18 protein-coding genes and 2 tRNA genes are annotated in these 20,321 nt (G+C 71.2%); 4 read left to right on the plus strand and 16 right to left on the minus strand.

Features of this window, described 5'->3' with window-relative positions:
• The 6 genes from ADL12_RS08460 to leuS form a co-directional block, all read right to left on the minus strand.
• The coding region (locus ADL12_RS08460) for an arylamine N-acetyltransferase (protein ID WP_167364389.1) at positions 1 to 191 on the minus strand (191 nt) is incomplete at its 3' end.
• Between the two features lie 4 nt (positions 192 to 195).
• The gene (locus ADL12_RS08465) at positions 196 to 2,958 is read right to left on the minus strand and encodes a ComEC/Rec2 family competence protein (protein WP_062700206.1); all 2,763 of its coding nucleotides are present in this window, start codon (positions 2,956 to 2,958) and stop codon (positions 196 to 198) included.
• A complete protein-coding gene (locus ADL12_RS08470; RefSeq protein WP_107119860.1) occupies positions 2,955 to 4,115 on the minus strand; it encodes a ComEA family DNA-binding protein in 1,161 nt (386 codons plus the stop codon). The genes ADL12_RS08465 and ADL12_RS08470 overlap by 4 nt, the downstream gene beginning before the upstream one ends.
• A gap of 120 nt (positions 4,116 to 4,235) precedes the next feature.
• Entirely contained in the window at positions 4,236 to 5,081 is an 846-nt protein-coding gene (locus ADL12_RS08475; RefSeq protein WP_062700210.1) for a DegV family protein, read from the minus strand.
• Positions 5,082 to 5,174: 93 nt separating this feature from the next.
• Positions 5,175 to 5,918: a hypothetical protein gene (locus tag ADL12_RS08480; protein WP_062700212.1), complete on the minus strand. Its 744-nt coding sequence runs from the start codon at positions 5,916 to 5,918 to the stop codon at positions 5,175 to 5,177.
• A gap of 164 nt (positions 5,919 to 6,082) precedes the next feature.
• Positions 6,083 to 8,956: a leucine--tRNA ligase gene (gene leuS / locus ADL12_RS08485; protein ID WP_062700214.1), complete on the minus strand. Its 2,874-nt coding sequence runs from the start codon at positions 8,954 to 8,956 to the stop codon at positions 6,083 to 6,085.
• Between the two features lie 460 nt (positions 8,957 to 9,416).
• On the opposite strand from leuS, the gene ADL12_RS08490 reads away from it, so the two are divergent.
• Together ADL12_RS08490 and ADL12_RS08495 are read left to right on the plus strand one after the other, a co-directional pair.
• Positions 9,417 to 10,733, plus strand: a complete 1,317-nt coding sequence (locus ADL12_RS08490) for a ferric reductase-like transmembrane domain-containing protein (RefSeq protein ID WP_208614498.1) — start codon at positions 9,417 to 9,419, stop codon at positions 10,731 to 10,733.
• On the plus strand, positions 10,730 to 12,340 hold the full coding sequence (locus ADL12_RS08495; protein ID WP_062700218.1) for an NADH-quinone oxidoreductase subunit NuoF family protein: 1,611 nt from the start codon (positions 10,730 to 10,732) through the stop codon (positions 12,338 to 12,340). The genes ADL12_RS08490 and ADL12_RS08495 overlap by 4 nt, the downstream gene beginning before the upstream one ends.
• Before the next feature lie 126 nt (positions 12,341 to 12,466).
• On the opposite strand, the gene ADL12_RS08500 is transcribed toward ADL12_RS08495, so the two are convergent.
• Positions 12,467 to 12,539 (minus strand) — tRNA-Ala (locus ADL12_RS08500).
• A gap of 100 nt (positions 12,540 to 12,639) precedes the next feature.
• On the opposite strand from ADL12_RS08500, the gene ADL12_RS08505 reads away from it, so the two are divergent.
• Complete coding sequence (locus ADL12_RS08505) at positions 12,640 to 13,854, plus strand: glycosyltransferase 87 family protein (protein ID WP_062700221.1); 1,215 nt, start codon at positions 12,640 to 12,642, stop codon at positions 13,852 to 13,854.
• On the opposite strand, the gene ADL12_RS08510 is transcribed toward ADL12_RS08505, so the two are convergent.
• The 9 genes from ADL12_RS08510 to ADL12_RS54885 form a co-directional block, all read right to left on the minus strand.
• Positions 13,833 to 14,066, minus strand: a complete 234-nt coding sequence (locus ADL12_RS08510; RefSeq protein ID WP_003976229.1) for a hypothetical protein — start codon at positions 14,064 to 14,066, stop codon at positions 13,833 to 13,835. The two genes, ADL12_RS08505 and ADL12_RS08510, sit on opposite strands and share 22 nt — an antisense overlap.
• A 3-nt stretch (positions 14,067 to 14,069) precedes the next feature.
• On the minus strand, positions 14,070 to 14,243 hold the full coding sequence (locus tag ADL12_RS52500) for a hypothetical protein (protein WP_107049938.1): 174 nt from the start codon (positions 14,241 to 14,243) through the stop codon (positions 14,070 to 14,072).
• Positions 14,244 to 14,570: 327 nt separating this feature from the next.
• A tRNA-Ala gene (locus ADL12_RS08515) sits at positions 14,571 to 14,643 on the minus strand.
• A gap of 78 nt (positions 14,644 to 14,721) precedes the next feature.
• The gene (locus ADL12_RS08520) at positions 14,722 to 15,393 is read right to left on the minus strand and encodes a histidine phosphatase family protein (protein ID WP_062700230.1); all 672 of its coding nucleotides are present in this window, start codon (positions 15,391 to 15,393) and stop codon (positions 14,722 to 14,724) included.
• Entirely contained in the window at positions 15,390 to 15,836 is a 447-nt protein-coding gene (rsfS, locus tag ADL12_RS08525; RefSeq protein WP_062700222.1) for a ribosome silencing factor, read from the minus strand. The genes ADL12_RS08520 and rsfS overlap by 4 nt, the downstream gene beginning before the upstream one ends.
• Positions 15,837 to 15,943: 107 nt before the next feature.
• Complete coding sequence (locus ADL12_RS08530) at positions 15,944 to 17,641, minus strand: LytR C-terminal domain-containing protein (protein ID WP_062700224.1); 1,698 nt, start codon at positions 17,639 to 17,641, stop codon at positions 15,944 to 15,946.
• A 25-nt stretch (positions 17,642 to 17,666) separates the two neighbouring features.
• Entirely contained in the window at positions 17,667 to 18,305 is a 639-nt protein-coding gene (gene nadD, locus ADL12_RS08535) for a nicotinate-nucleotide adenylyltransferase (protein WP_062700226.1), read from the minus strand.
• 80 nt (positions 18,306 to 18,385) lie between these two features.
• Complete coding sequence (locus ADL12_RS52505; RefSeq protein WP_107119861.1) at positions 18,386 to 18,550, minus strand: hypothetical protein; 165 nt, start codon at positions 18,548 to 18,550, stop codon at positions 18,386 to 18,388.
• Positions 18,551 to 18,681: 131 nt separating this feature from the next.
• Positions 18,682 to 18,840: a hypothetical protein gene (locus ADL12_RS54885; RefSeq protein WP_167364390.1), complete on the minus strand. Its 159-nt coding sequence runs from the start codon at positions 18,838 to 18,840 to the stop codon at positions 18,682 to 18,684.
• 136 nt (positions 18,841 to 18,976) lie between these two features.
• Here ADL12_RS54885 and ADL12_RS08540 point away from each other — a divergent pair, with 136 nt between their 5' ends.
• Complete coding sequence (locus ADL12_RS08540) at positions 18,977 to 20,065, plus strand: M48 family metallopeptidase (RefSeq protein WP_244187820.1); 1,089 nt, start codon at positions 18,977 to 18,979, stop codon at positions 20,063 to 20,065.
• Positions 20,066 to 20,321: the final 256 nt, after the last annotated feature.

The raw sequence follows: 20,321 nt of genomic DNA on the forward strand, positions 1-20,321 counted from the left end.
GCCCCCACCACCTTGTCCAGCAGTCGCTTCTCCTCCAGGACGAGCTCCTCGCCGAGGTGGATCGACAGGTTCTCGAAGGGCACGGTCTGCAGATGGCGCAGATGCAGCTCGCGCAGCACGTCCACGGTCGGCCACGCCGGGTGCTCGACACCCAGGCGGCGGAGATAGGCATCAACCTCAACGGAATCCATGCCCTCAGTCTCCCGCCACCCGCAGCTCCGCGCCCGTACCCGCGACGGCCAGCGCCCCGTCCTCGTCCGTCCGCAGCACCACCGCGCCCTGCCCCCGCAGCGCCGCGACGGTGCTGGGAGCCGGATGCCCGTACGGGTTGTCCTCACCGCAGCTGATCAATGCCAGCCGCGGCGCCGCCCTGCGTATGAGCTCGTGGTCCTGGTACGCCGAGCCGTGGTGGGCGACCTTGAGCACGTCCACGCCGTCCAGCAGCGGCCCCGACGGCGATCTCAACAGCGCCCGCTGGGCCGGGGGTTCGAGATCCCCGAGCAGCAGGAGCCGCAGCCCGGCCGAGCGGACCAGCAGGGTGACGCTGGCGTCGTTCGGACCGTCCGGGGCCATCGCCGGATGCGGCGACGGCCACAGCACCTGCCAGCTCAGTGCCCCGGTACGCCGCTCCTCCCCGGCGGCGGCCCGCGTCACGGGAATGCGCCGGGCGGCCGCCTCCCTGCGAACGAACGCCACCTGGTCCACGGGCTCTTCGTGCCCCGTCGTCTCGATCGCCCCCACCGCGCGCCCACGCAGCACGCCGGGCAGGCCTGCCACATGGTCGGCGTGGAAGTGGGTCAGCACGACGAGCGGGATCCTGGTGATCCCGAGTGTGCGCAGGCACCGGTCGACCAGCTCCGGATCGGGCCCGGCGTCCACGACCACGCCCGTGCCCGCGCCCGCCGCGAGCACCGTCGCGTCGCCCTGCCCCACGTCGCACATCGCGAACCGCCACCCGGGCGGCGGCCAGCCCGTGACCACCCTGGTCAACGGCGGCGGCTGCAGGACCACCAGCAGGAGCAGCGCCCCGCAGACAGCGCACCACCAGGGGTGCCGCAGCAGTCGCCGGCCGACGAGCAGGACGACCACCGTGGCGAGGGCGAGCAGCGCCGCCCCGGTCCAGCTGCCGGGCCAGTCCACGCCTGCCCCGGGCAGTGCGGCGCCCGTCCGGGCGACGTCCGCGATCCACCCGGTCGGCCAACTCGCGCACCAGGCCAGCGCCTTGGCCAACGGCATCGCGAGCGGTGCCGTCGCCAGCGCCGCGAAGCCCAGCACCGTGGCCGGCGCGATCGCGAACTCCGCGAGCAGATTGCACGGCACCGCCACCAGGCTCACCCGAGCCGACAGCACCGCCACGACCGGCGCGCACAGCGCCTGCGCGGCAGCCGCGGCCGCCAGCGCCTCGGCCAACCGCGGCGGCACCCGGCGCCGCTGCAGCGCCGCGCTCCAGCGGGGCGCGAGGGTGAGCAGGGCGCCCGTGGCGAGGACGGAGAGCAGGAAGCCGTAACTGCGGGCCAGCCAGGGGTCGTACAGCACCAGCAGCAGTACGGCCGTCGCCAGCGCCGGGATCAGTGATCTCCGGCGTCCGGTCGCCAGGGCCAGCAGTGCGACGGCCCCGCAGGCCGCGGCCCGCAGCACGCTCGGGTCCGGTCGGCACACGACCACGAACGCGAGGGTGAGCGCTCCGCCGAGCAGCGCGGTCGTCCGCAGGGAGATCCCGAGGCGGGGCGCGAGGCCACGGCGCTCGACCAGCTGGGCCAGGCCGGGCGGGCCGATGAGCAGGGCGAGGATGATCGTGAGGTTGCTGCCGGAGACAGCAAGCGTGTGCGCGAGGTCGGTCTCCCTGAACGCCTCGTCCAGCTCCGGCGTGATCCGCGAGGTGTCGCCCACGACCAGCCCCGGCAGCAGCGCCCGCGCGTCCGCCGGCAGCCCGTCGGTCGCCTCCCGCAGCCCGGCCCGCAACCGCCCCGCCAGTCGCTGCGCCGCCGACGGCTCCCCCACGACTTCGGGCATCGCCGGGTCCCGCACCCGCAGGACGGCAGCGATCCGGTCCCCGTCGGCCAACGCGGGTGCCAGCGTCGCGGTCACCCGCAGCCGCGTGGTGGGCAGGAGCGTCAGCCAGGGCGAACGCCGGCCGTCAGCGGACCGCGACGCCTCGTTGACGCTCTCAGGCCCAGGGGGCCTCGGCGCCCCATTCACGTCCCTCGCCTCAGAGGGCCTCGAGTCCCCATTCACATGCCCCGTTCCAGAGGACCTCGAGTCCCCGTTCACGTCCCCCGCTCCAGAGGACCTCGACGCCGCGTCGACGAGCATCAGCACCGGCGTCCGCGTCACCGCCACCGTGCCGTGCGCCTCCTCGACGCGCCGTACGTCCGCGTTGATCAGCACGGAGGTCGGCGCCATGTGATCCCCCTTGACCCGGGGGCGGGTGAGCCGGGGGTCGGAGGTGACCTCGACCTCGGCGGTCACGGTGGCGTACTCCCGCGCCAGCCCGGGCACCGGCCCGCGCCGCAGATCGGCCCCGTGCAGCCCGGCGGAGACGGCGGCCGCGGCGACGCAGAGCAGGACAGCGGCGACCGAGATGTGCGGCCAGGCGACGGAGGTACGCGGCCAGGTGAGACGCACAGGCGCCGCCCCCTGCCCACGCGGTCGCGTGAAGCGTCCCGGCACGGAAGCCGGCCCGGGCCCCGCCGCACGGCCATCACCCACCCCGCCGCGCCGCACCAGCAGCAGTACGCCCGCCGCGACCAGGCATACGACCACCGCACCGCCCACCCACACCGTCGGGGCGTCCAGCATCAGCGCGGCCGTCGCCCAGGCGGCGAGCGCGGGTGGGACGAGGCGGAGGTCCGTCGGTCCTTCCTGTCGGGGGTGGGAGGCGCCGAGCCGGCTTCCGGAGGCGGCGTGAACGGCGGCGCGGGGAGGCACGAGGTCGGGTGTACGGACGTCGTTCCTCATGGCCGTACGAGATTCCGCAGATCGGCGAAACGGCGGTCTCCGATGCCATTGACCTCGCGCAGCTCGTCCACCGAACGGAAGCCGCTGTGCTGGGTGCGGTAGTCGATGATGTGCTGGGCCAGCACCGGGCCGACGCCCGGGAGGGTGTCGAGCTGGTCCACGGTGGCCGAGTTGAGGGAGACCGGCCCGGAAGGTGCGGCCCCGGCTACCGCCGCACCGCCCGGGCCCGTGCCCGGAACGGGCCCGAGGGCGGCGGCAGGACCGCCGACGATCACCTGCTCGCCGTCCACCAGCAACCGGGCCCGGTTGAGGCCATCGGTGTTCGTGCCGGGACGCACCCCACCGGCGACGCGCAGGGCGTCGGCGACCCGCGAGCCCGCCGGCAGGCGGTGGATCCCCGGCTCGCGCACCTTGCCGCTGACGTCCACGACGATCTCCGGCGCAGCCGTGCCCACGGCACCCGGCGCATCGGCCGCCGACGCCCCCGCCACGGCCTCCTCGCCCCGCTCCCCTCCTCCGTACGGGGCCGCCGCCCGGACCACCTCGGGCGCCCGCACGGACTGCGCCCGGCCGGCCCAGAAGTGCTGCACGGCGAACCCGGCGGCGAGGACCAGCACCACGGTCAGCGCGACCACGCTGCGCCGCTCCAGCCCACACCTCGCCTGCAACCACACCGGCATCCGCTCCCGCAGAGCCGGCCCGACCCGCGCCCGCCAGTCCCCGGCACCTACCTCACCTGCCTCGGACCCGGCCCCGGCCCCGGGCCCCGCGCCGGCATCCGGCGTGTCCGGGCCAGGCGCCGTTGCGCCGCCCGGCGTCTCCGGACGCGGCGCCACATCAACACGCGGCACACCCGAGCCCTCGGACCAGTCGGCGTACCGATCGCCCATGCCCACGGCCGCCCGAGCGCGCGGCGTGCTGCCGGCACTGTCCTGCCCACTCGGCGGCGGGCCCGCTCCCGACTCCCGCCACTCCCCGGCCCGTTCGGCGAAAATCACCTCCGCCCTGCGCCGCAACTCCTCCGCCGACGCATGGCGCTGCCGTGCCCGCCCCCGGACATGCCTGCGTCGTCGCTGGTGGGCCCGGCCGTCGGAGCGGGAGCTGCGGCCCGGGCCGCTGGTTGCCGTCGTGGTGCGTGTGCGTGATCGAAGTGCCATGCGGCGAGGATCGGGCACCTCGCCACACCCGCGATGATCTTGCTCAATTCCCGGGGATTACCGCCCAGTTGTGGATAACCCCGCCACCCACACGAGTGACTCAGCCACCCAACGGGCCTGTCACCGCGGCGAAACCACAACCGCCAGCAACCCAGGTCCCGTATGTGCCCCGATCACCGCCCCGATCTCGCTCACATGCAGGTCCACCAGCCCCGGAACCCGCGTCTGCAAACGGTCCGCCAGCGCCGACGCCCGGTCGAGGGCGGCGAGATGGTGCACCGCGATGTCGACCTGCGCGCTGCCCGCCCGGTCGGCCGCGATCTCCTCCAGGCGGGCGATTGCCTTGGAGGCCGTCCGTACCTTCTCCAGAGGGCCGATCCGGCCGTCCTCCAGCTGTAGCAGCGGCTTCACCGCGAGTGCCGAGCCCAGCAGGGCCTCCGCGGCCCCGATGCGGCCCCCGCGGCGCAGATACTCGAGGGTGTCGACGTAGAAGTAGGCGGCCGTACCCCCGGCTCGCTTCTCGGCGGCGGTGACGGCCTCGTCCACCGTGCCGCCCGCCTGAGCCACCTCCGCCGCGGCGAGCGCGCAGAACCCGAGCGCCATCGCCACCATCCCGGTGTCCACGACCCGCACCGGCACCGGCGCCTCGCGCGCCGCGAGGACCGCCGCGTCGTAGGTGCCGGAGAGTTCGGCGGACAGGTGCAGGGAGACGATGCCGGTGGCGCCGGACTCGGCGACCTTGCGGTAGTGCTCCGCGAAGAGCTGAGGGCTCGGGCGCGAGGTGGTGACGGGGCGTCGCTTCTGCAACGCCTGGGCGAGGGAACGGGTCGAGATCTCGGTGCCCTCGTCCAGCGCCTGACCGCCGAGGACCACGGTCAGAGGTACCGCGGTGATGCCGTGGCGCTCCATCGTCCGCGGCGGCAGGTAGGCCGTTGAATCGGTGACGATCGCGACATGGCGGGACATGAGCTGGAGGTTACCTGGCGTAGCGCCCGGGCGGCAGCCCGACCCCGCTCACCGGGAAATGCCTTGACCGGATCAGCGTGTGCTCAACCGTCCTCAAGTCGTGCTCTCGGGGCGGGGTTTCTTCTGCCAGGGGTACGTCGGGCGAGGGCCGGGCGGCGTGATCGCGGGCCGCGTGGGCTCCTCGGCCCGCTGCGGCTGAGGACTGTCCGGCCAGGTCTGTTCGGTCGTCGCGGCGGGCTCGGCGACAGGGGCCTCCGGCCATGGAGGCGGTGGCGTCGACGACGAGGGCTCCGCCGTCTGCCAGTGCCGCAGGGCGCCGGTCTCCACGTCGATCTGCGCGCTGAGGGTGTCCAGGTCGTCGCCGGCGAAGCGGTGGGCCCGGTCGCGGGCCGCCCAGCGCAGCGCATCCGCGGACTGGACGATGCGCTCGGTGCGCTCGCGCAGGTCGGGCAGCCGCTCGGCGAGCGTCGTGCGGTCCGGCTCGGACTCCAGGCGCCGCAGTTCGGCGTCCAGTTCGTGCCCGTGCGCGCTGAGGCGCTGGAAGAGGCCGAGGGACTCCTTGAGGGACTCGTCCTCGGCCGCGCCCGCGTGCAGCGCGTCCTGGGTGGCCCGCATGGAGGTGCGCAGCTTCAGCCGCAGCTGGGCGAGCTCGCCGACCGGGCCCGGCTGGGCGAAGGACTTGGCCCGTAGGGTGTGGTCCTCGACCGTGCGCCGGGCGTGGGTGATGGTCTCGTCGACTCGGCGCTTGGCGGCCCCGACGACCTTCACCGTGGCGTACGCGCCGAGCACGACGAAGAGCACGAAGAGCAGGGCGACAACTGCGATCACTGCTTCCACGGACTCCTCCTCCGACCGGCCGCGGCACAAACCGCGTCACTCTTCAACGGTAAACGCAGCGGGCAGGCCCGGAGTTCCACCAGAACCCCGAACCTGCCCGTAGGGGATCACCCCGATCCGACCGCCGCGCTCACGGCACCCGAACCGGCCCGACCGCCGAAGGCCTACGCCGGAACGATGTTCACCAGCTTCGGCGCCCGCACGATCACCTTGCGGATCCCGGCGCCGTCCAGCGCCGCCACGACCTTCTCGTCGGACAGCGCGACCTTCTCCAGCTCCTCCTCGGAGATGGCCGGCGAGACCTCCAGGCGGGCCTTGACCTTGCCCTTGATCTGCACGACGCAGGTCACGGTCTCGTCGACGACGTACGCCGGGTCGGCGACGGGGAAGTCCTGGTGGACGACCGAGTCCTCGTGGCCCAGCTTGCGCCACAGCTCCTCGGCGATGTGCGGGGCCAGCGGCGCGGCCATCAGCACCAGTGCCTCGGCGACCGAGTGCGGCACCGCCCCGCCCGCCTTGGTCAGGTGGTTGTTCAGCTCGGTGACCTTGGCGATCGCGGTGTTGAACCGCATGCCCTCCAGGTCCCCGCGCACCCCGTCGATCGCCTTGTGCAGGGCACGCAGCGTGTCCTCGTCGGGCTCGGCGTCGACGACCGTGACCTCGCCGGTCGTCTCGTCGACGACGTTGCGCCACAGCCGCTGCAGCAGCCGGAACTGACCGACCACCGCGCGCGTGTCCCACGGACGCGACACGTCCAGGGGGCCCATCGCCATCTCGTACAGGCGCAGCGTGTCCGCGCCGTACTCGGCGGCGATCTCGTCCGGAGTGACCGCGTTCTTCAGGGACTTGCCCATCTTGCCCAGCAGCCGGGAGACCTTCTCGCCCTGGTAGTAGTACGCGCCGTCGCGCTCCTCCACCTCGGCGGCCGGCACCGCGATGCCACGGCTGTCGCGGTAGACGTAGGCCTGGATCATGCCCTGGTTGAACAGCTTGTGGAACGGCTCCGCGGACGAGACGTGCCCCAGGTCGAACAGCACCTTGGACCAGAAGCGCGCGTACAGCAGGTGCAGCACGGCGTGCTCGGCGCCGCCGACGTACAGGTCGACGCCGCCGTGCGGCAGGCCCTCGCGCGGGCCCATCCAGTACTGCTCGATCTCCGGGTCGACCAGCTGCTCGCTGTTGTGCGGGTCCAGGTAGCGCAGCTCGTACCAGCAGGAACCGGCCCAGTTGGGCATGGTGTTGGTCTCACGCCGGTACCGCTTCGGGCCGTCGCCCAGGTCCAGCGTGACGTTGACCCACTCCTCGTTGCGCGACAGCGGCGTCTCGGGCTGGGTGTTCGCGTCGTCCGGGTCGAAGGTGCGCGGCGAGTAGTCCTCGACCTCGGGCAGCTCCAGCGGCAGCATCGACTCGGGCAGGGAGTGGGCGATGCCGTCCTCGTCGTAGACGATCGGGAAGGGCTCGCCCCAGTAGCGCTGGCGGCTGAACAGCCAGTCGCGCAGCCGGAAGTTGACCGTGCCCTCGCCGATGCCCGTGGACTCCAGCCACTCGGTGATGCGCGCCTTGGCCTCGGCGACGGCCAGGCCGTCCAGCGAGAGGTCGTCGTTGGACGAGTTGATGATCTTCGCCTCGTACGACGCGAAGGCGTCCTCCCACGTCGAGGTGTCCGTGCCCCGCCCGTCGGTCGGCTCGACGATGCAGTGGATGGGCAGCTCGAAGGCGCGCGCGAACTCGAAGTCGCGCTGGTCGCCCGCCGGGACGGCCATGATCGCGCCGGTGCCGTAGCCCATCAGGACGTAGTCGGCGATGAAGACGGGGATCTTGTCGCCGTTGACCGGGTTGGTCGCGTACGAGCCGATGAAGACGCCGGTCTTGTCCTTGGCCTCGGCCTGCCGCTCGACGTCGGACTTGGAGGCGGCCTGCGCGCGGTAGGCGGCGACGGCCTCGGCAGGGGTCGCGTGGCCGCCGGTCCAGACGTCGTGGGTGCCCTCGGGCCAGGCGTCCGGGGTGAACTTCTCGACCAGCGGGTGCTCGGGCGCCAGCACCATGTAGGTCGCGCCGAACAGGGTGTCGGGGCGCGTGGTGAAGACGGTGATGCGCTCGCCGTCGATCGGGAAGTCGACGCGGGCGCCCTCGGAGCGGCCGATCCAGTTGCGCTGCTGCAGCTTGATGGCCTCGGGCCAGTCCAGCTCGTCCAGGTCGTCCAGCAGCCGGTCGGCGTAGGCGGTGATCCGCATGTTCCACTGGCGCAGCTTGGCCTTGAAGACCGGGTAGTTACCGCGCTCGGAGCGGCCGTCGGCCGTGACCTCCTCGTTGGCCAGGACGGTGCCCAGGCCGGGGCACCAGTTGACCGGCGCGTCGGAGGCGTACGCCAGGCGGAACTCGCCCAGGACGTCGGCGCGCTCGGCGGCGCTCAGCTCGCTCCACGCGCGCGTGTGCCCCGGTACGGCACGCTCACCGGACTCGAAGGCGGCGACCAGCTCGGCGATCGGGCGGGCCTTCTTCGCCTCGCCGTCGTACCAGGAGTTGAAGATCTGCAGGAAGATCCACTGGGTCCACTTGTAGTAGTCCGGGTCGATCGTGGCGAACGACCGGCGCTTGTCGTGGCCCAGGCCCAGCCGGCGCAGCTGGGACTTCATGTTCTCGATGTTGGCCTCGGTGGACACGCGCGGGTGCGTGCCGGTCTGCACGGCGTACTGCTCGGCGGGCAGGCCGAAGGCGTCGAAGCCCAGGGTGTGCAGGACGTTGTGGCCGGTCATGCGCTGGAAGCGCGCGAAGACGTCGGTGGCGATGTAGCCCAGGGGGTGACCGACGTGCAGGCCCGCACCGGAGGGGTACGGGAACATGTCCATGATGAACTTCTTGGGCCGGGCGACGGCCTCGGGGTCGCCCGCCAGGTCACCCTTCGGGTTCGGAGCGGCGTACGTACCCTCGGCGTCCCAGAAGTCCTGCCAGCGCGCCTCGATGTCGGCAGCCATGGCTGCCGTGTAGCGGTGCGGCGCGGCCACCTCGGCGGTGACAGCAGGGTTCGTCTCGCTCATGATCCTCAAAGCTCCATCGGTCGTCTCTGCCAGCGGCTGCGGTTCTCCGGAAACGAAAAAACCCCTCGCACAGGAGGGGACGCCGCGCCGATTCCGACCATCCGATTCGCCCGGTGGTCGGGACTGATCAGCGCGGCTCGCTAAGCAGAAGGCGTACGGCACGCATGGCGTCAGGGTACCGCAGCGCCGGAGCGCGTCGCGACGGGCTTGCGGCGGGGGGCGCGTATGCGGGGCGCACATGAACAACGGCGCCCCCGATTCCGTACCTGAGAGTTGTGAAGACATCGAAAAGTTGAACAACGCTCAACTGTTACCTGGCGTAACAGTCGCTAAGGGACATCGCCCGCCCCTCGTAGCCCGTAGATAACAACGCAATAACTCAAACGCCGTACCCCTCGGTATGGAGCCACTTAGAGTGCGGCAGCGGGACCGCCTTCCCGAACCGCTCGGAGTTGCCCCCATGAACCCTCGTCGTAGTAACAGTTCGCTCCCCCGACCGGGCCGGTCGGCCTACGGGGTGGCGACCGCTGCTGTTCTGCTGCTCATACCCCTGGTCGTGCTGCTCGGCGGCACCTGGCTCCAGGAGTTCCTCAACTTCGGTGCCGGCGTCCTGTCGCTCGTCTGTCTCACCTGCTCGGTGATCTGGGGCCTCGTCGCCCAGGACCGGATGATCCTCAACACCCGTCAGCGGATCATCGCGCAGGGCATCCACCGGGTGACGGCCGTGGGCTCGATCGCATTCCTCCTGGTGCACATCGGCGTGAAGCTGGCGCTGGACCACGCCAGCCCGATCGCCGCGCTGATCCCCTTCAGCCTGGTGTTCGCCGGCGGCGACGAGATCCCGGGCAGCGCCTTCCTCATCGGCCTGGGCTCCCTGGCCGCCCTGCTCATGATCTTCGTGGGTGTCACCGGCGCCCTGCGCAACCAGTTCGCCTCCCCGGCGCCGGTCGCCGCCCGCTGGCGTGCGATGCACATGCTGGCCTACCCGGCCTGGTGCGCGGCCCTGATCCACGGCCTGTTCGCCGGCCGCCCCGCGAAGACGTTCTTCATGGTCAGCTACGAGCTGTGCGTGGTCGCCGTCGCCGCAGCCCTCGCGCTGCGCGCCTCCCCGCGCCCCGTCAAGCGCAAGTTCGCCGACCGGCTCGCCCAGATCATCGGCAATGAGCCGGGGAGCCGCGAGGACCTGGAGGAGAGCCGGGCCCGGGCGGCGTCCGGATCCGCGCTTCCGGGCTACGAGAACCAGCGCCCGTCCCGACCGTCGCGCGACGAGCCGACAGGCCCCCTGCCCGGCATGCCTCCGCAGGCCCCCTCCCCGACTGAGTCCACGGGCGGCTTCGCCGCCGCCTACCGCGCGGTCTCTCCCCGTTCCCAGGGCCGGCAGCAGCCCTACATGGCCGACCAGACCTCACGCATGGACCTGCCCCTGGACATGCAGCCGACGGAGATGATCCCGCGCGTCGACGGCTCGAGCAGCACCTCGGGCAGCTGGCCGATCCCGTCACCTCCGCCCGTGGGCGAGGCGCCCCCGTCGTCCTACGACCCGCTCAACGACACGGGATACAACATCCCCGCCTACGGCAATTCAGGCGCCGCGGGCTACGGCTCGAGTGATGTGTACGACACCTCTGAGACGAACGCCGTCTTCGGTACGTACAACCAGAACGACACGTACAACAACAGCGGTCCCGCCACTGAAACACTCCCCGGTGCCTCCTACGACTTCGACGCACCGGGTTCGGGCGAACCTTGGAACACGCCTTCCGGAGGCTTTAAGTGAACGAGGCCCTGCCCGACGTCCCCGAAGTCCGCGTCGTCGGCCTTCCCCAGCTGACGTCGGGCTTCGACCTTGTCGAAAGACTCGATCTGCCCATGCATCTGAAGGTGCACGGGCCGCTCGAACCGATGGGCGGCGAGCAACTCGCAAAGCTCGCCGAGAACATCAACCTGAAGGGCCGCGGCGGCGCGGGCTTCCCCTTCCACAAGAAGTTGCGCTCGGTCGCCGAGTCCGCGATCAAGCGCGGCGTACGGCCGGTCGTCGTCGTCAACGGCAGTGAGGACGAACCGGCCTGCCGCAAGGACACGGTGATGATCAACCGTGCCCCGCATCTCATCCTGGACGGCGCGCTGCTGTGCGCCGAGGCCCTGGGTGCCCGCACGCTCGTGGTGGGGGTCACCCGGGAATCGACCCAGCGCTCCATGGAGGCCGCCCTCGCCGAGCGCGGCCTCAGCAACAGCCGTCGCTCCGCGCTACGCGCGTTCGTCCAGCGCAATCCGGTGCGTATGGTCACCGGCGCCGCCGCCTCCCTGATCCGCTCGATCGACGGCGGCCCGGCGATCCCGCCCGGCCGCAAGGTCAGCGCCTCACAGAACGGCGTCGGCGGCGCCCCGACCCTGCTGTCCAACGCCGAGACGTTCGCCCAGCTGGCGATCGCCGCCCGCATCGGCCCGGAGCGCTACGGCAACACCGGCCTGTACGACGAGCCGGGCACCGTCATGCTCACGGTGTCCGGCGCGGTGGCCCGCCCGATGGTCATCGAGGTCCCCACGGGCGTACCGCTGCGCTACGTCCTCCAGCTCGCCGGCGCCCCGCCCGTCCCGCAGGGCGTGCTGACCGGCGGCTACCACGGCAAGTGGATCGACGCGGCGACGGTCAACGAGGCGATCGTCTCGCGCAACTCCCTTGACGCGGTGGGCGGAGCGCTCGGCGCCGGCGCGATCCTGCCGATCACTCAGGAGACCTGCCCGCTGGGCGAGTCGCTGCGGGTGGCACAGTGGCTGGCCGAGGAGAGCGCGGGCCAGTGCGGTCCCTGCTACCTCGGCCTGCCGGCCGCCGCGCGCGGCCTGGAGGACATCCTCAACGGCGGTGGCCCCGCTGCCCTGGAGGCGCTCAAGCAGGTCGCCAAGAACGTCAAGCGGCGCGGCGCCTGCTCGCACCCGGACGGCTCCGCGATGTTCCTGGAGTCGACCATCAAGGCGTTCACCGACGACCTCGCGGCACACGTCCTCGGCAACGGCTGCGGACGGCCCGTGGAGGGCGTTCTGCCGCTCTTCGAGGGCGGCAGGGCCCCGTCCGGCATCCCGGGCGGCGCCGAGTCGGAGGAGAACGGCCCCAGCCGCCAGAAGATCTACGTCGACTGGACACTGTGCCGCGGCCACGGCCTGTGTGCGGACATCCTCCCGGAGGTCTTCCAGCTCGGCGCCGACGGTTTCCCGACCGTCGCCCAGGCGAAGGTGCCGCGCTACGCCGAGGCCAAGGCCCTGCGCGCGGTGCGCCGTTGCCCCGCCCTCGCCCTGCGCATCGAGGAGGACACGCGCGGCCAGGAATCGTCCCGCAACCTGCCGGTCCTCTCCCAGGGCCGCGGCAGACGCGCCCTGGGCCGCTGAGGCCGGGCACGCGCGCGTAGAGGGGTCGTCCGAGCCGGACGACCCCTCGTTCTCACAGAGTGCGCAAGCCATGGTGCGCAGACAAAAAGATCCCGCCGGATCGAACCGATCCGGCGGGATCTGCTGTGGAGCTAAGGAGAATTGAACTCCTGACCTCCTGCATGCCATGCAGGCGCTCTACCAACTGAGCTATAGCCCCTTGCCATGTTCCGGCGGGCTTCCCCGGCGGCGACGCCAACATTACCGGTCGACCTCGCGCAGCACCAAATCGTTTCCGGCCCGCACCGATACGGGCACTAATGTCGGGTTCCGTGACCGTGATCGCGCCCTCCGGAGTGCACCGTCGTGTGCCGGTCGCCCTGGGGTCCTGCCTGGTCTCCTTCGCCGTGTTCTGGGCCGCCCAGCGGGCCGCACACGTGTCGATGATCGACCTGATGGTGTACCGGGCCGAGGGCGCGACCGTCAGGGCCGGAGGCGACCTGTACGCCCTGCGGACGACGGCCGCCCGACTGCCGACCACCTACCCGCCGTTCGCGGCCCTGCTGTTCACTCCACTGACGCTCCTCGACACGGCGACCATGCGCACCCTGGGGACGGCCGGGAACCTGACGCTGCTCGTGGTGTTCGTACGGCTGTCGCTGCGTCTGGTCGGACACGCGCGCGTGGAGGGCGTCTGGTGGGTCGCGGCGGTGGCCGTGTGGTGCGAGCCGGTGTGGACGACGCTGCGGTACGGGCAGATCAACCTGCTGCTCGCCGTCCTGGTGCTGTGGGATCTGTCACGGCGTCCGGGAGACCGCTGGGCCGGCGTCGGCATCGGGCTCGCGGCGGCCGTCAAGCTGACGCCCGCGCTGTTCGCGGTGTTCCTGCTCGTCACCGGCGTCGTGGCCCGGCGCCGGCACGGCTCCGGCGGCTCCTGGCTGCGGCACGCGCGCCTGGCGGCCGCCTGGTTCACCGGGGCGACCCTGCTGGCCGCGGCCGTACTGCCATACGACTCCTGGCGCTTCTGGAGCCGCATGGTGTTCGCGGCGGGGCGCGTCGGGCACGCCGAGGACACCGCGAACCAGGCCCTGCGCGGCGTTCTCGCGCGGCTGCTGCACACGCCGGAGCCCGGGGCCGCCTGGGCCGTCACGGCGGCCGTGGTGGGCGTGGCAGGGCTGGGCGTGGCCGTGGCGGCGGAGCTGCGTGGGCGCCGGGCCTGGGCGGTGACCTCGTGCGCGGTGACGGCGCTGCTCATCAGCCCGGTGTCCTGGTCGCACCACTGGGTCTGGTGCCTGCCGGTCGTGCTGCTCCTCGGCACGCGCGCGTACCGGCCCGCCACCGTGAGCGCGCTGCTGGTCTTCTTCTCGTACGCCCTGTGGTGGGTTCCGCACGGCCCGGGACGGCATGAACTGCACCAAAACGGCATCGAGTTGGTGTTGTCCGCCCTCTACGGGACCTCGGGTTGCCTTTTCCTCGTGATCGCCGGGGCTGCCCTCAGGAACCCCCGCCCCGGTCAAGCCGTGACGAAGGAATAGAAGCGTTTGAGCGTGCAGTGTTCTTCGAGGAGGCGGCCGTAGATCGGTTCGCCCTCGAGTTCACGGTACGTCTCGATCGGATCGCCTTTTATGATCAGCGCCCGCGCACATTCCTCGCACCAGTACTGGTAGTCGGGGTTCACCGGTTCCATGTCACGGACGATCGGCGTTCCGCTGCCGCACCAGTCGCACTTTCGCCTGTGTGCACCCATCGATCAGCTCCAGCTGTGGCCGCAGGCCGTGCACACGTAGGAAATTCCGCCGTTGTCGCCGAGGAGCTGGGCGACATGGACGGAGCCGCAGGAAGGGCAGCTGAGGCGGGTGATCGTATCCCGAGTCAACGCTGCTTCGAAGAGGTGACCGACCTCTTCGAGGATGCTCGCAGGCATCGCTACTCCCTCCCGTCCGGGCCGCGCCCCCTTCCGGCCGTTTGATTCTGCCACGGCCGGACCAATACGGTCAGCGACGCCTCAGTACCAGTCCGGACACGGCAGCCTCCGCGACCGTACGAACCGTGCGAACACGCACCCCAAGCGTCTCCTGAGAGGTATACGCCCGCGAGGCCCGAGTGACTCAAGCCGGACCCGAACAGTTCAGCGAGGCCAGTGCCGCGCGCGAACCGACCACGGGAGCCCGGCCGTTGATCCGGGCGCCCGCCGCGGATACCAGAAGATCCCGCCGATCGAAGGGATCGGCGGGATCTTGTTGTCTCGCTGTGGAGCTAAGGAGAATTGAACTCCTGACCTCCTGCATGCCATGCAGGCGCTCTACCAACTGAGCTATAGCCCCTCGTTCCTCCCCGCTCAGCGGGGCGAACAAGAAGAACTTTAGCCTGCGAGCTGCCAGAAAGTGAAATCCGGGTCGGCGTCAGTCGTCGTCGCCGAGCACGGGTTCCGGCAGGGTGCCGGCGTTGTGCTCCAGCAGACGCCAGCCGCGGGCACCCTCGCCCAGGACGGACCAGCAGCAGTTGGAGAGGCCGCCGAGGCTCTCCCAGTTCCGGGACTCCAGGCCGAGGAGGCGGCCGATGGTCGTACGGATGGTGCCGCCATGGCTGACCACGACGAGCGTGCCGTCGTCGGGCAGCTTCTCGGCGTGCCGGAGCACCACCGGGGCGGCGCGCTCGGCGACCTCGGTCTCCAGTTCGCCGCCGCCGCGGCGCACCGGCTCACCGCGCTTCCACGCGGCGTACTCCTCGCCGTGCCGCTCGATGATCTCCTCGTGCGTCAGGCCCTGCCAGACGCCCGCGTAGGTCTCGCGCAGGCCCTCGTCGTGCGTCACCTCCAGGCCGGTGAGCGCGGCCAGCTCGGCGGCCGTGTTCGCGGCGCGCTGGAGGTCGGAGGCGATGATCGCGTCCGGCTTGAGGTTGACGAGCAGCCGGGCGGCGCGGCGGGCCTGGGAGACGCCGGCCTCGGTGAGGGCGACGTCGGTGGTGCCCTGGAAGCGGCGCTCCACGTTCCAGGAGGTCTGGCCGTGCCGCCACAGGATGACGCGGCGGCCCCGGCCGGGCCTGCCCGCGGTCACCTCGCCGGTGGCGCTCACCGCCACTCACCGCCCAGCTCGGCGGCCTCCTCCGCGGCCTGCAGCTTGGCGTGCTCCGCGGCCTTGCCGCGGGTGGCCTTGGCGTCGTTGGGCAGCTCGAGCTCGGGGCAGTCCTTCCACAGCCGCTCCAGGGCGTAGAAGACGCGCTCTTCGCTGTGCTGGACGTGCACGACGATGTCGACGTAGTCGAGCAGCACCCAGCGGGCCTCGCGGTCGCCCTCGCGGCGCACCGGCTTGGCGCCGAGCTCCTTCAGGAGCCGCTCCTCGATCTCGTCGACGATCGACTTGACCTGGCGGTCGTTGGGCGCGGAGGCCAGCACGAAGGCGTCCGTGATCGACAGGACGTCGCTGACGTCGTAGGCGATGATGTCGTGCGCGAGCTTGTCGGCTGCCGCCTGGGCGGCGGTGGTGACGAGCTCGAGGGAACGGTCGGTAGCGGTCACTACAAGGCTTTCGGGTCGGCGGACACTTGACATCAAGGGTCTCATGGACCGCCGACAGCGCCCCACGTGATTATCGGCTCACGTGGGGTGCCCCGGTGCTTTGCCCGCTACGAGGACGACGGGCGGTAGTCCTGGCCCAGGACCACCGAGACGTCCGCGTTCGCCGACACGTCGCCCTTGGTGACCGCCGCGGAGGGCAGGCCCAGGGTCTTGGCGACCTCGGTGGCGTCGTCCTTGTCGGCGGCGTCGGCGTAGACGACCTCGGACGTGGCCGCGGTGGACGCCGAACCGCCCTCCAGGAAGGTGAAGCCGCCGTTCAGCAGCACCACGCGGGCCTTGTCGGTGTTGCCCTTGACGCCGCTGGCGTTGCGGACGGACACGCGGACGGCGGCGTCCTTGTCGGGGCTCTTGGCGGTGCCGCCGAGGACGTCCTTGACGACACTGGCGCTCGCCTGTGCGCTCAGCGTGCCGTCGGTCTGTACGGGCAGCAGGGCCGTCCTGTAGTCGCCGCCCTTGGCGAGGTCGGCGAGTTTGGCGAGGAAGGCGCCGAGATCCTTGTCGGTCAGCGGCGGCTCGATGATCATCCCGAGCGTCTGCACGGTGGTCGTCGCGCCCTGCGTGTCCGAGGTCAGCTTGCGCAGCACGGCCTGCATGACCTGCCCGAACCGCTCCAGCTGGGCGTTCGGGGTCTCGCCCGAGGCGCCGTAGGTGGCGTAGGCGACGGCCATCTTGCCGCTGAGGGTCTGGGCCTTGCCCTTGCGTACGAGGGGCGCGGCGCCCTTGGACTTTGCCCCCGGGTCGGGCACGTCGGTGTCGGTGTCGACGTCGATGTTGCCGACCAGGTCGACGAGGTTCTGCAGGTACGGGGTGTCCAGGCGCCAGGTGCCCTGGATCTCGGTGCCGAGGACGGTGTCGATCGCGTCGCGCGTCCCGGAGGATCCGTCGTCGTCGACGGACTTGGCCAGGGTGGTCGTGGTGCCGTCATCGCCGGTCAGGGCGAGGGAGTTGGGCAGCAGGACGGTGGTGCCCTGGTTGGTGGTGGTGTTGTCGACGAGCAGCGCCGTGGAGGTGCCGCCCTTCTTGGTGTTGTGCAGATGGACGACGATCACGTCCCGCTTCTGGGCGCCCACGGCCGTCGCGGTGTCCTGCTTGCTGTCGGACGACGACAGGCCGGGCAGCTTCCCGGCGTACCAGAGGTAGCCGACGCCACCGGCCGCGACGACCGCCAGGACGACCACGAGCGCGATCACACGCGCGCGTGCCCGTCGCCGGGCCTCTTCGCGGCGCTCGGTGCGGTTCTCGGTGAACTTCAGCCAGTCGATGACGTCCTCGGAGTCCGAGTCGGGCTCCTCGACGAAGGCGAACTGCTCGGTGCGGTAGTCCCGTTCCCCCTGGCCCTGGGCCACCGGCTCCTCGACCGGCCCGGCCTGGTGCGGGATGTACGCGGTCTGCTCGGCTACGCGGTGCTGCTGACCGCTGGTGGCGGTACGGCCGTAGGGGTCGTACGGCGGCGAGTGCCCGCCTGCCTGCTGCTGGGGGTGCGTGCCGGTGCCGTACGGGTCGTAGGCGGGCGCGGGCGGCTGCCGGCCGGTGTCGCCGGCGGCGTAGGGGTCGTACGGCGGGACCGGCTGCTGTCGGCCGGTCGCGTACGGGTCGTAGCCGTACCCCTGCTGTGCGTAGGGGTCGTACGACTGCTGGGGCGGCTGCTGTGGCGGGACCTGTCGGTACACCGGCCGCCCGTACTCGTCGTAGCCGACGAGTTCGTACTGGTCATCCCCGTACCCCGCGTCGTATCGGTCGTTCACCGTAGCCCCTCTCGGCTCACTCGCCTCACTCGCCGCGGTACAGCTCGCGCTTGTCGATGTAGCGCACGACTCCGTCCGGCACCAGATACCAGATGGGGTCGCCCTTTGCGACTCTCGCGCGGCAATCGGTGGACGAGATGGCCAGTGCGGGAACCTCGACCAACGACACGCCGCCCTCCGGGAGCCCGGAGTCGTCGAGGTGGTGGCCGGGCCGGGTGACCCCGATGAAGTGCGCGAGGGAGAACAGCTCCTCCGAGTCCCGCCAGGTCAGGATCTGGCCGAGGGCGTCGGCGCCGGTGATGAAGAAGAGGTCGGTGTCCGGGTTGAGTGCGCGCAGGTCGCGCAGGGTGTCCACGGTGTACGTCGGGCCGCCGCGGTCGATGTCGATGCGGCTGACGGAGAACTGCGGGTTCTCGGCGGTGGCGATGACCGTCATCAGATAGCGGTCCTCGGCCGGGGAGACGTGTCGGTGGCTCTTCTGCCACGGCTGCCCGGTCGGCACGAACACGACCTCGTCGAGGTGGAACTGCGCGGCGACCTCGCTGGCCGCCACGAGGTGGCCGTGGTGGATCGGGTCAAACGTTCCGCCCATGACGCCGAGGCGGCGCTTGCCGGGGTTCGACGGGCCGCTTCCGGGGCCGGTAGGCATGTCCTGCTCTCCCATGCGTGCAGACCCTACCGGCCCCGCCTGAGGGGCTTCGGCCGCCAGTTGCCCGGGCGGACCGGGAAAGGCCTGGTCGGGACTCAGCGGTCGCGGTTGAAGCGGGTGGTGATCCACAGCAGGAGCAGCAGGATGACGAAGGCGCCACCCCCGGTGAGCCACGGGCTGATGCTGTTGTGGTTGCCACCGTGCTCCTCGCCCTCGGCGGCGAGGGTGACCAACTGGGCAGCGGCGCTGTGGAAGCTCATCTTCGGCGTGACCTATCGCGTGTGGGCGGGATAAAGATGTCGGCTCATCGTAAGCGGGCGCCCTGACGGCGATCACGCCGACTCCACCGTTGGGGCGCCTGCGACGGCCCGCGGGGAACCTTCCCGGGGGCTCACTCGTCCTTCCGCCTGTAGCCGCGCAGCAGGAACCACGCGGTCAGCACACAACCCACGACCATCACGATCAGTACGACCCGGAGCAGATTCCCCGCCCCCTGCTGCTCGGCTGCGCTCGCGGCCTCGGTGAGCCAGGCGGCGGGGTTGTGCTCCATGGCGCGGAACTCCTTCGCTGTAGTGCCCGTCCACGGTAACTCCGCCTAGGCTGGGCTCTGCTTCGGGGGCGCAAAGGGCTGAACAAGGCTCCGCAAAGGGCCGCAGAGAGCCATCCACACGCACATGGGGGAAGACATGTCCGACGGCCACGATCACGAGAACGTACCGAGCAGGCAGCGCAGGCGTTTCCCGGGGATCTCCTCGCGTGCGTACGAGCACCCGGCGGACCGCTCGGCCCTGGTGGCCCTGCGCAAGCTCAGCGGCTTCGACACGGTCTTCAAGGCCCTGAGCGGCCTGCTGCCCGAGCGCAGCCTCCGACTACTGTTCCTGTCCGACTCGGTGCGGGTGTCGGACCAGCAGTTCACACACCTCAACGACATGCTGCGGGACGCCTGTTACATCCTGGACCTGGAGAAGGTCCCGCCGATGTACGTCAACCAGGACCCGGTGCCGAACGCGATGTGCATCGGCCTGGACGAGCCGATCATCGTGGTCACGACGGGGCTGCTGGAACTGCTCGACGAGGAGGAGATGCGGGCGGTGGTCGGCCACGAGGTGGGCCACGCCCTCTCCGGCCACTCGGTCTACCGCACGATCCTCCTCTTCCTCACCAGCCTCGCCGTCCGGGTCGCCTGGATCCCGCTGGGCAACATCGCGATCATGGCGATCGTGACGGCGCTGCGGGAGTGGTTCCGCAAGTCGGAGCTGTCCGCGGACCGGGCCGGCCTGCTCGTCGGCCAGGACCTCCAGTCCTCGATGCGCGGCCTGATGAAGCTCGCGGGCGGCCACCATCTGCACGAGATGAACGTGGACGCGTTCCTGAAGCAGGCCGAGGAGTACGAGGCCGGCGGCGACCTGCGCGACTCCGTCCTGAAGATCCTTAACGTCCTGCCCCGTTCCCACCCCTTCACCACGGTCCGCGCGGCCGAGCTGAAGAAGTGGGCCGAGTCCCGCGACTACCAGCGGATCATGGACGGCCATTACCCGCGCCGCGCGGAGGACAAGGACACCTCGGTGACGGACTCCTTCCGCGAGTCCGCGTCCCACTACGCCACCCACGTGAAGTCCTCCAAGGACCCCCTGATGAAGCTGGTCACGGACATCGCCGGCGGCGCGGGAGACCTGGGCGGCCGGGTACGACGAGGCTTCGGCGGCTTCACAAGCGCCCCGCCGAAGGACGCCCCGAGGCCCGACGACACGGACGACCGCGGCACCGACAACTGACGAACCCGTGAAGGACCTCCCCTCTCGGCGCCGGTCCGAGCATCCCAGCCCGTCCGGCGCTTGAGGCCGAGCACCGCCATCCCGATCCCCCACCCACCCGCAGGGGGCTTCGTCTCACGGTGCTGACGGTCACTTCCCAGCGCCGGTCCGTGCATCCCAGCCCGTCCGGCGTTTGAGGACGAGGCCCGTTCAGGGCCGATGGGGGTCCAGGGGGCAAAGCCCCCTGGCGGGGTCGAAGGGGCGGAGCCCCTTCAGG

This window comes from Streptomyces regalis (assembly GCF_001509475.1).
Lineage (GTDB): Bacteria > Actinomycetota > Actinomycetes > Streptomycetales > Streptomycetaceae > Streptomyces > Streptomyces regalis.

What these genes read in the sequence shown, in the direction of transcription:
- ADL12_RS08470 (WP_107119860.1), bottom strand. Translation starts at nt 4,115, where the DNA reads ATGGCACTTCGATCACGCACACGCACCACGACGGCAACCAGCGGCCCG.
- ADL12_RS08540 (WP_244187820.1), top strand. Translation starts at nt 18,977, where the DNA reads ATGTCCGACGGCCACGATCACGAGAACGTACCGAGCAGGCAGCGCAGG.
- ADL12_RS52500 (WP_107049938.1), bottom strand. Translation starts at nt 14,243, where the DNA reads ATGCCTGCGAGCATCCTCGAAGAGGTCGGTCACCTCTTCGAAGCAGCG.
- ADL12_RS08510 (WP_003976229.1), bottom strand. Translation starts at nt 14,066, where the DNA reads ATGGGTGCACACAGGCGAAAGTGCGACTGGTGCGGCAGCGGAACGCCG.
- leuS (WP_062700214.1), bottom strand. Translation starts at nt 8,956, where the DNA reads ATGAGCGAGACGAACCCTGCTGTCACCGCCGAGGTGGCCGCGCCGCAC.
- ADL12_RS08475 (WP_062700210.1), bottom strand. Translation starts at nt 5,081, where the DNA reads ATGTCCCGCCATGTCGCGATCGTCACCGATTCAACGGCCTACCTGCCG.
- ADL12_RS08465 (WP_062700206.1), bottom strand. Translation starts at nt 2,958, where the DNA reads ATGAGGAACGACGTCCGTACACCCGACCTCGTGCCTCCCCGCGCCGCC.
- ADL12_RS54885 (WP_167364390.1), bottom strand. Translation starts at nt 18,840, where the DNA reads ATGGAGCACAACCCCGCCGCCTGGCTCACCGAGGCCGCGAGCGCAGCC.
- nadD (WP_062700226.1), bottom strand. Translation starts at nt 18,305, where the DNA reads ATGGGAGAGCAGGACATGCCTACCGGCCCCGGAAGCGGCCCGTCGAAC.
- ADL12_RS08490 (WP_208614498.1), top strand. Translation starts at nt 9,417, where the DNA reads ATGAACCCTCGTCGTAGTAACAGTTCGCTCCCCCGACCGGGCCGGTCG.
- ADL12_RS08505 (WP_062700221.1), top strand. Translation starts at nt 12,640, where the DNA reads ATGTCGGGTTCCGTGACCGTGATCGCGCCCTCCGGAGTGCACCGTCGT.
- ADL12_RS52505 (WP_107119861.1), bottom strand. Translation starts at nt 18,550, where the DNA reads ATGAGCTTCCACAGCGCCGCTGCCCAGTTGGTCACCCTCGCCGCCGAG.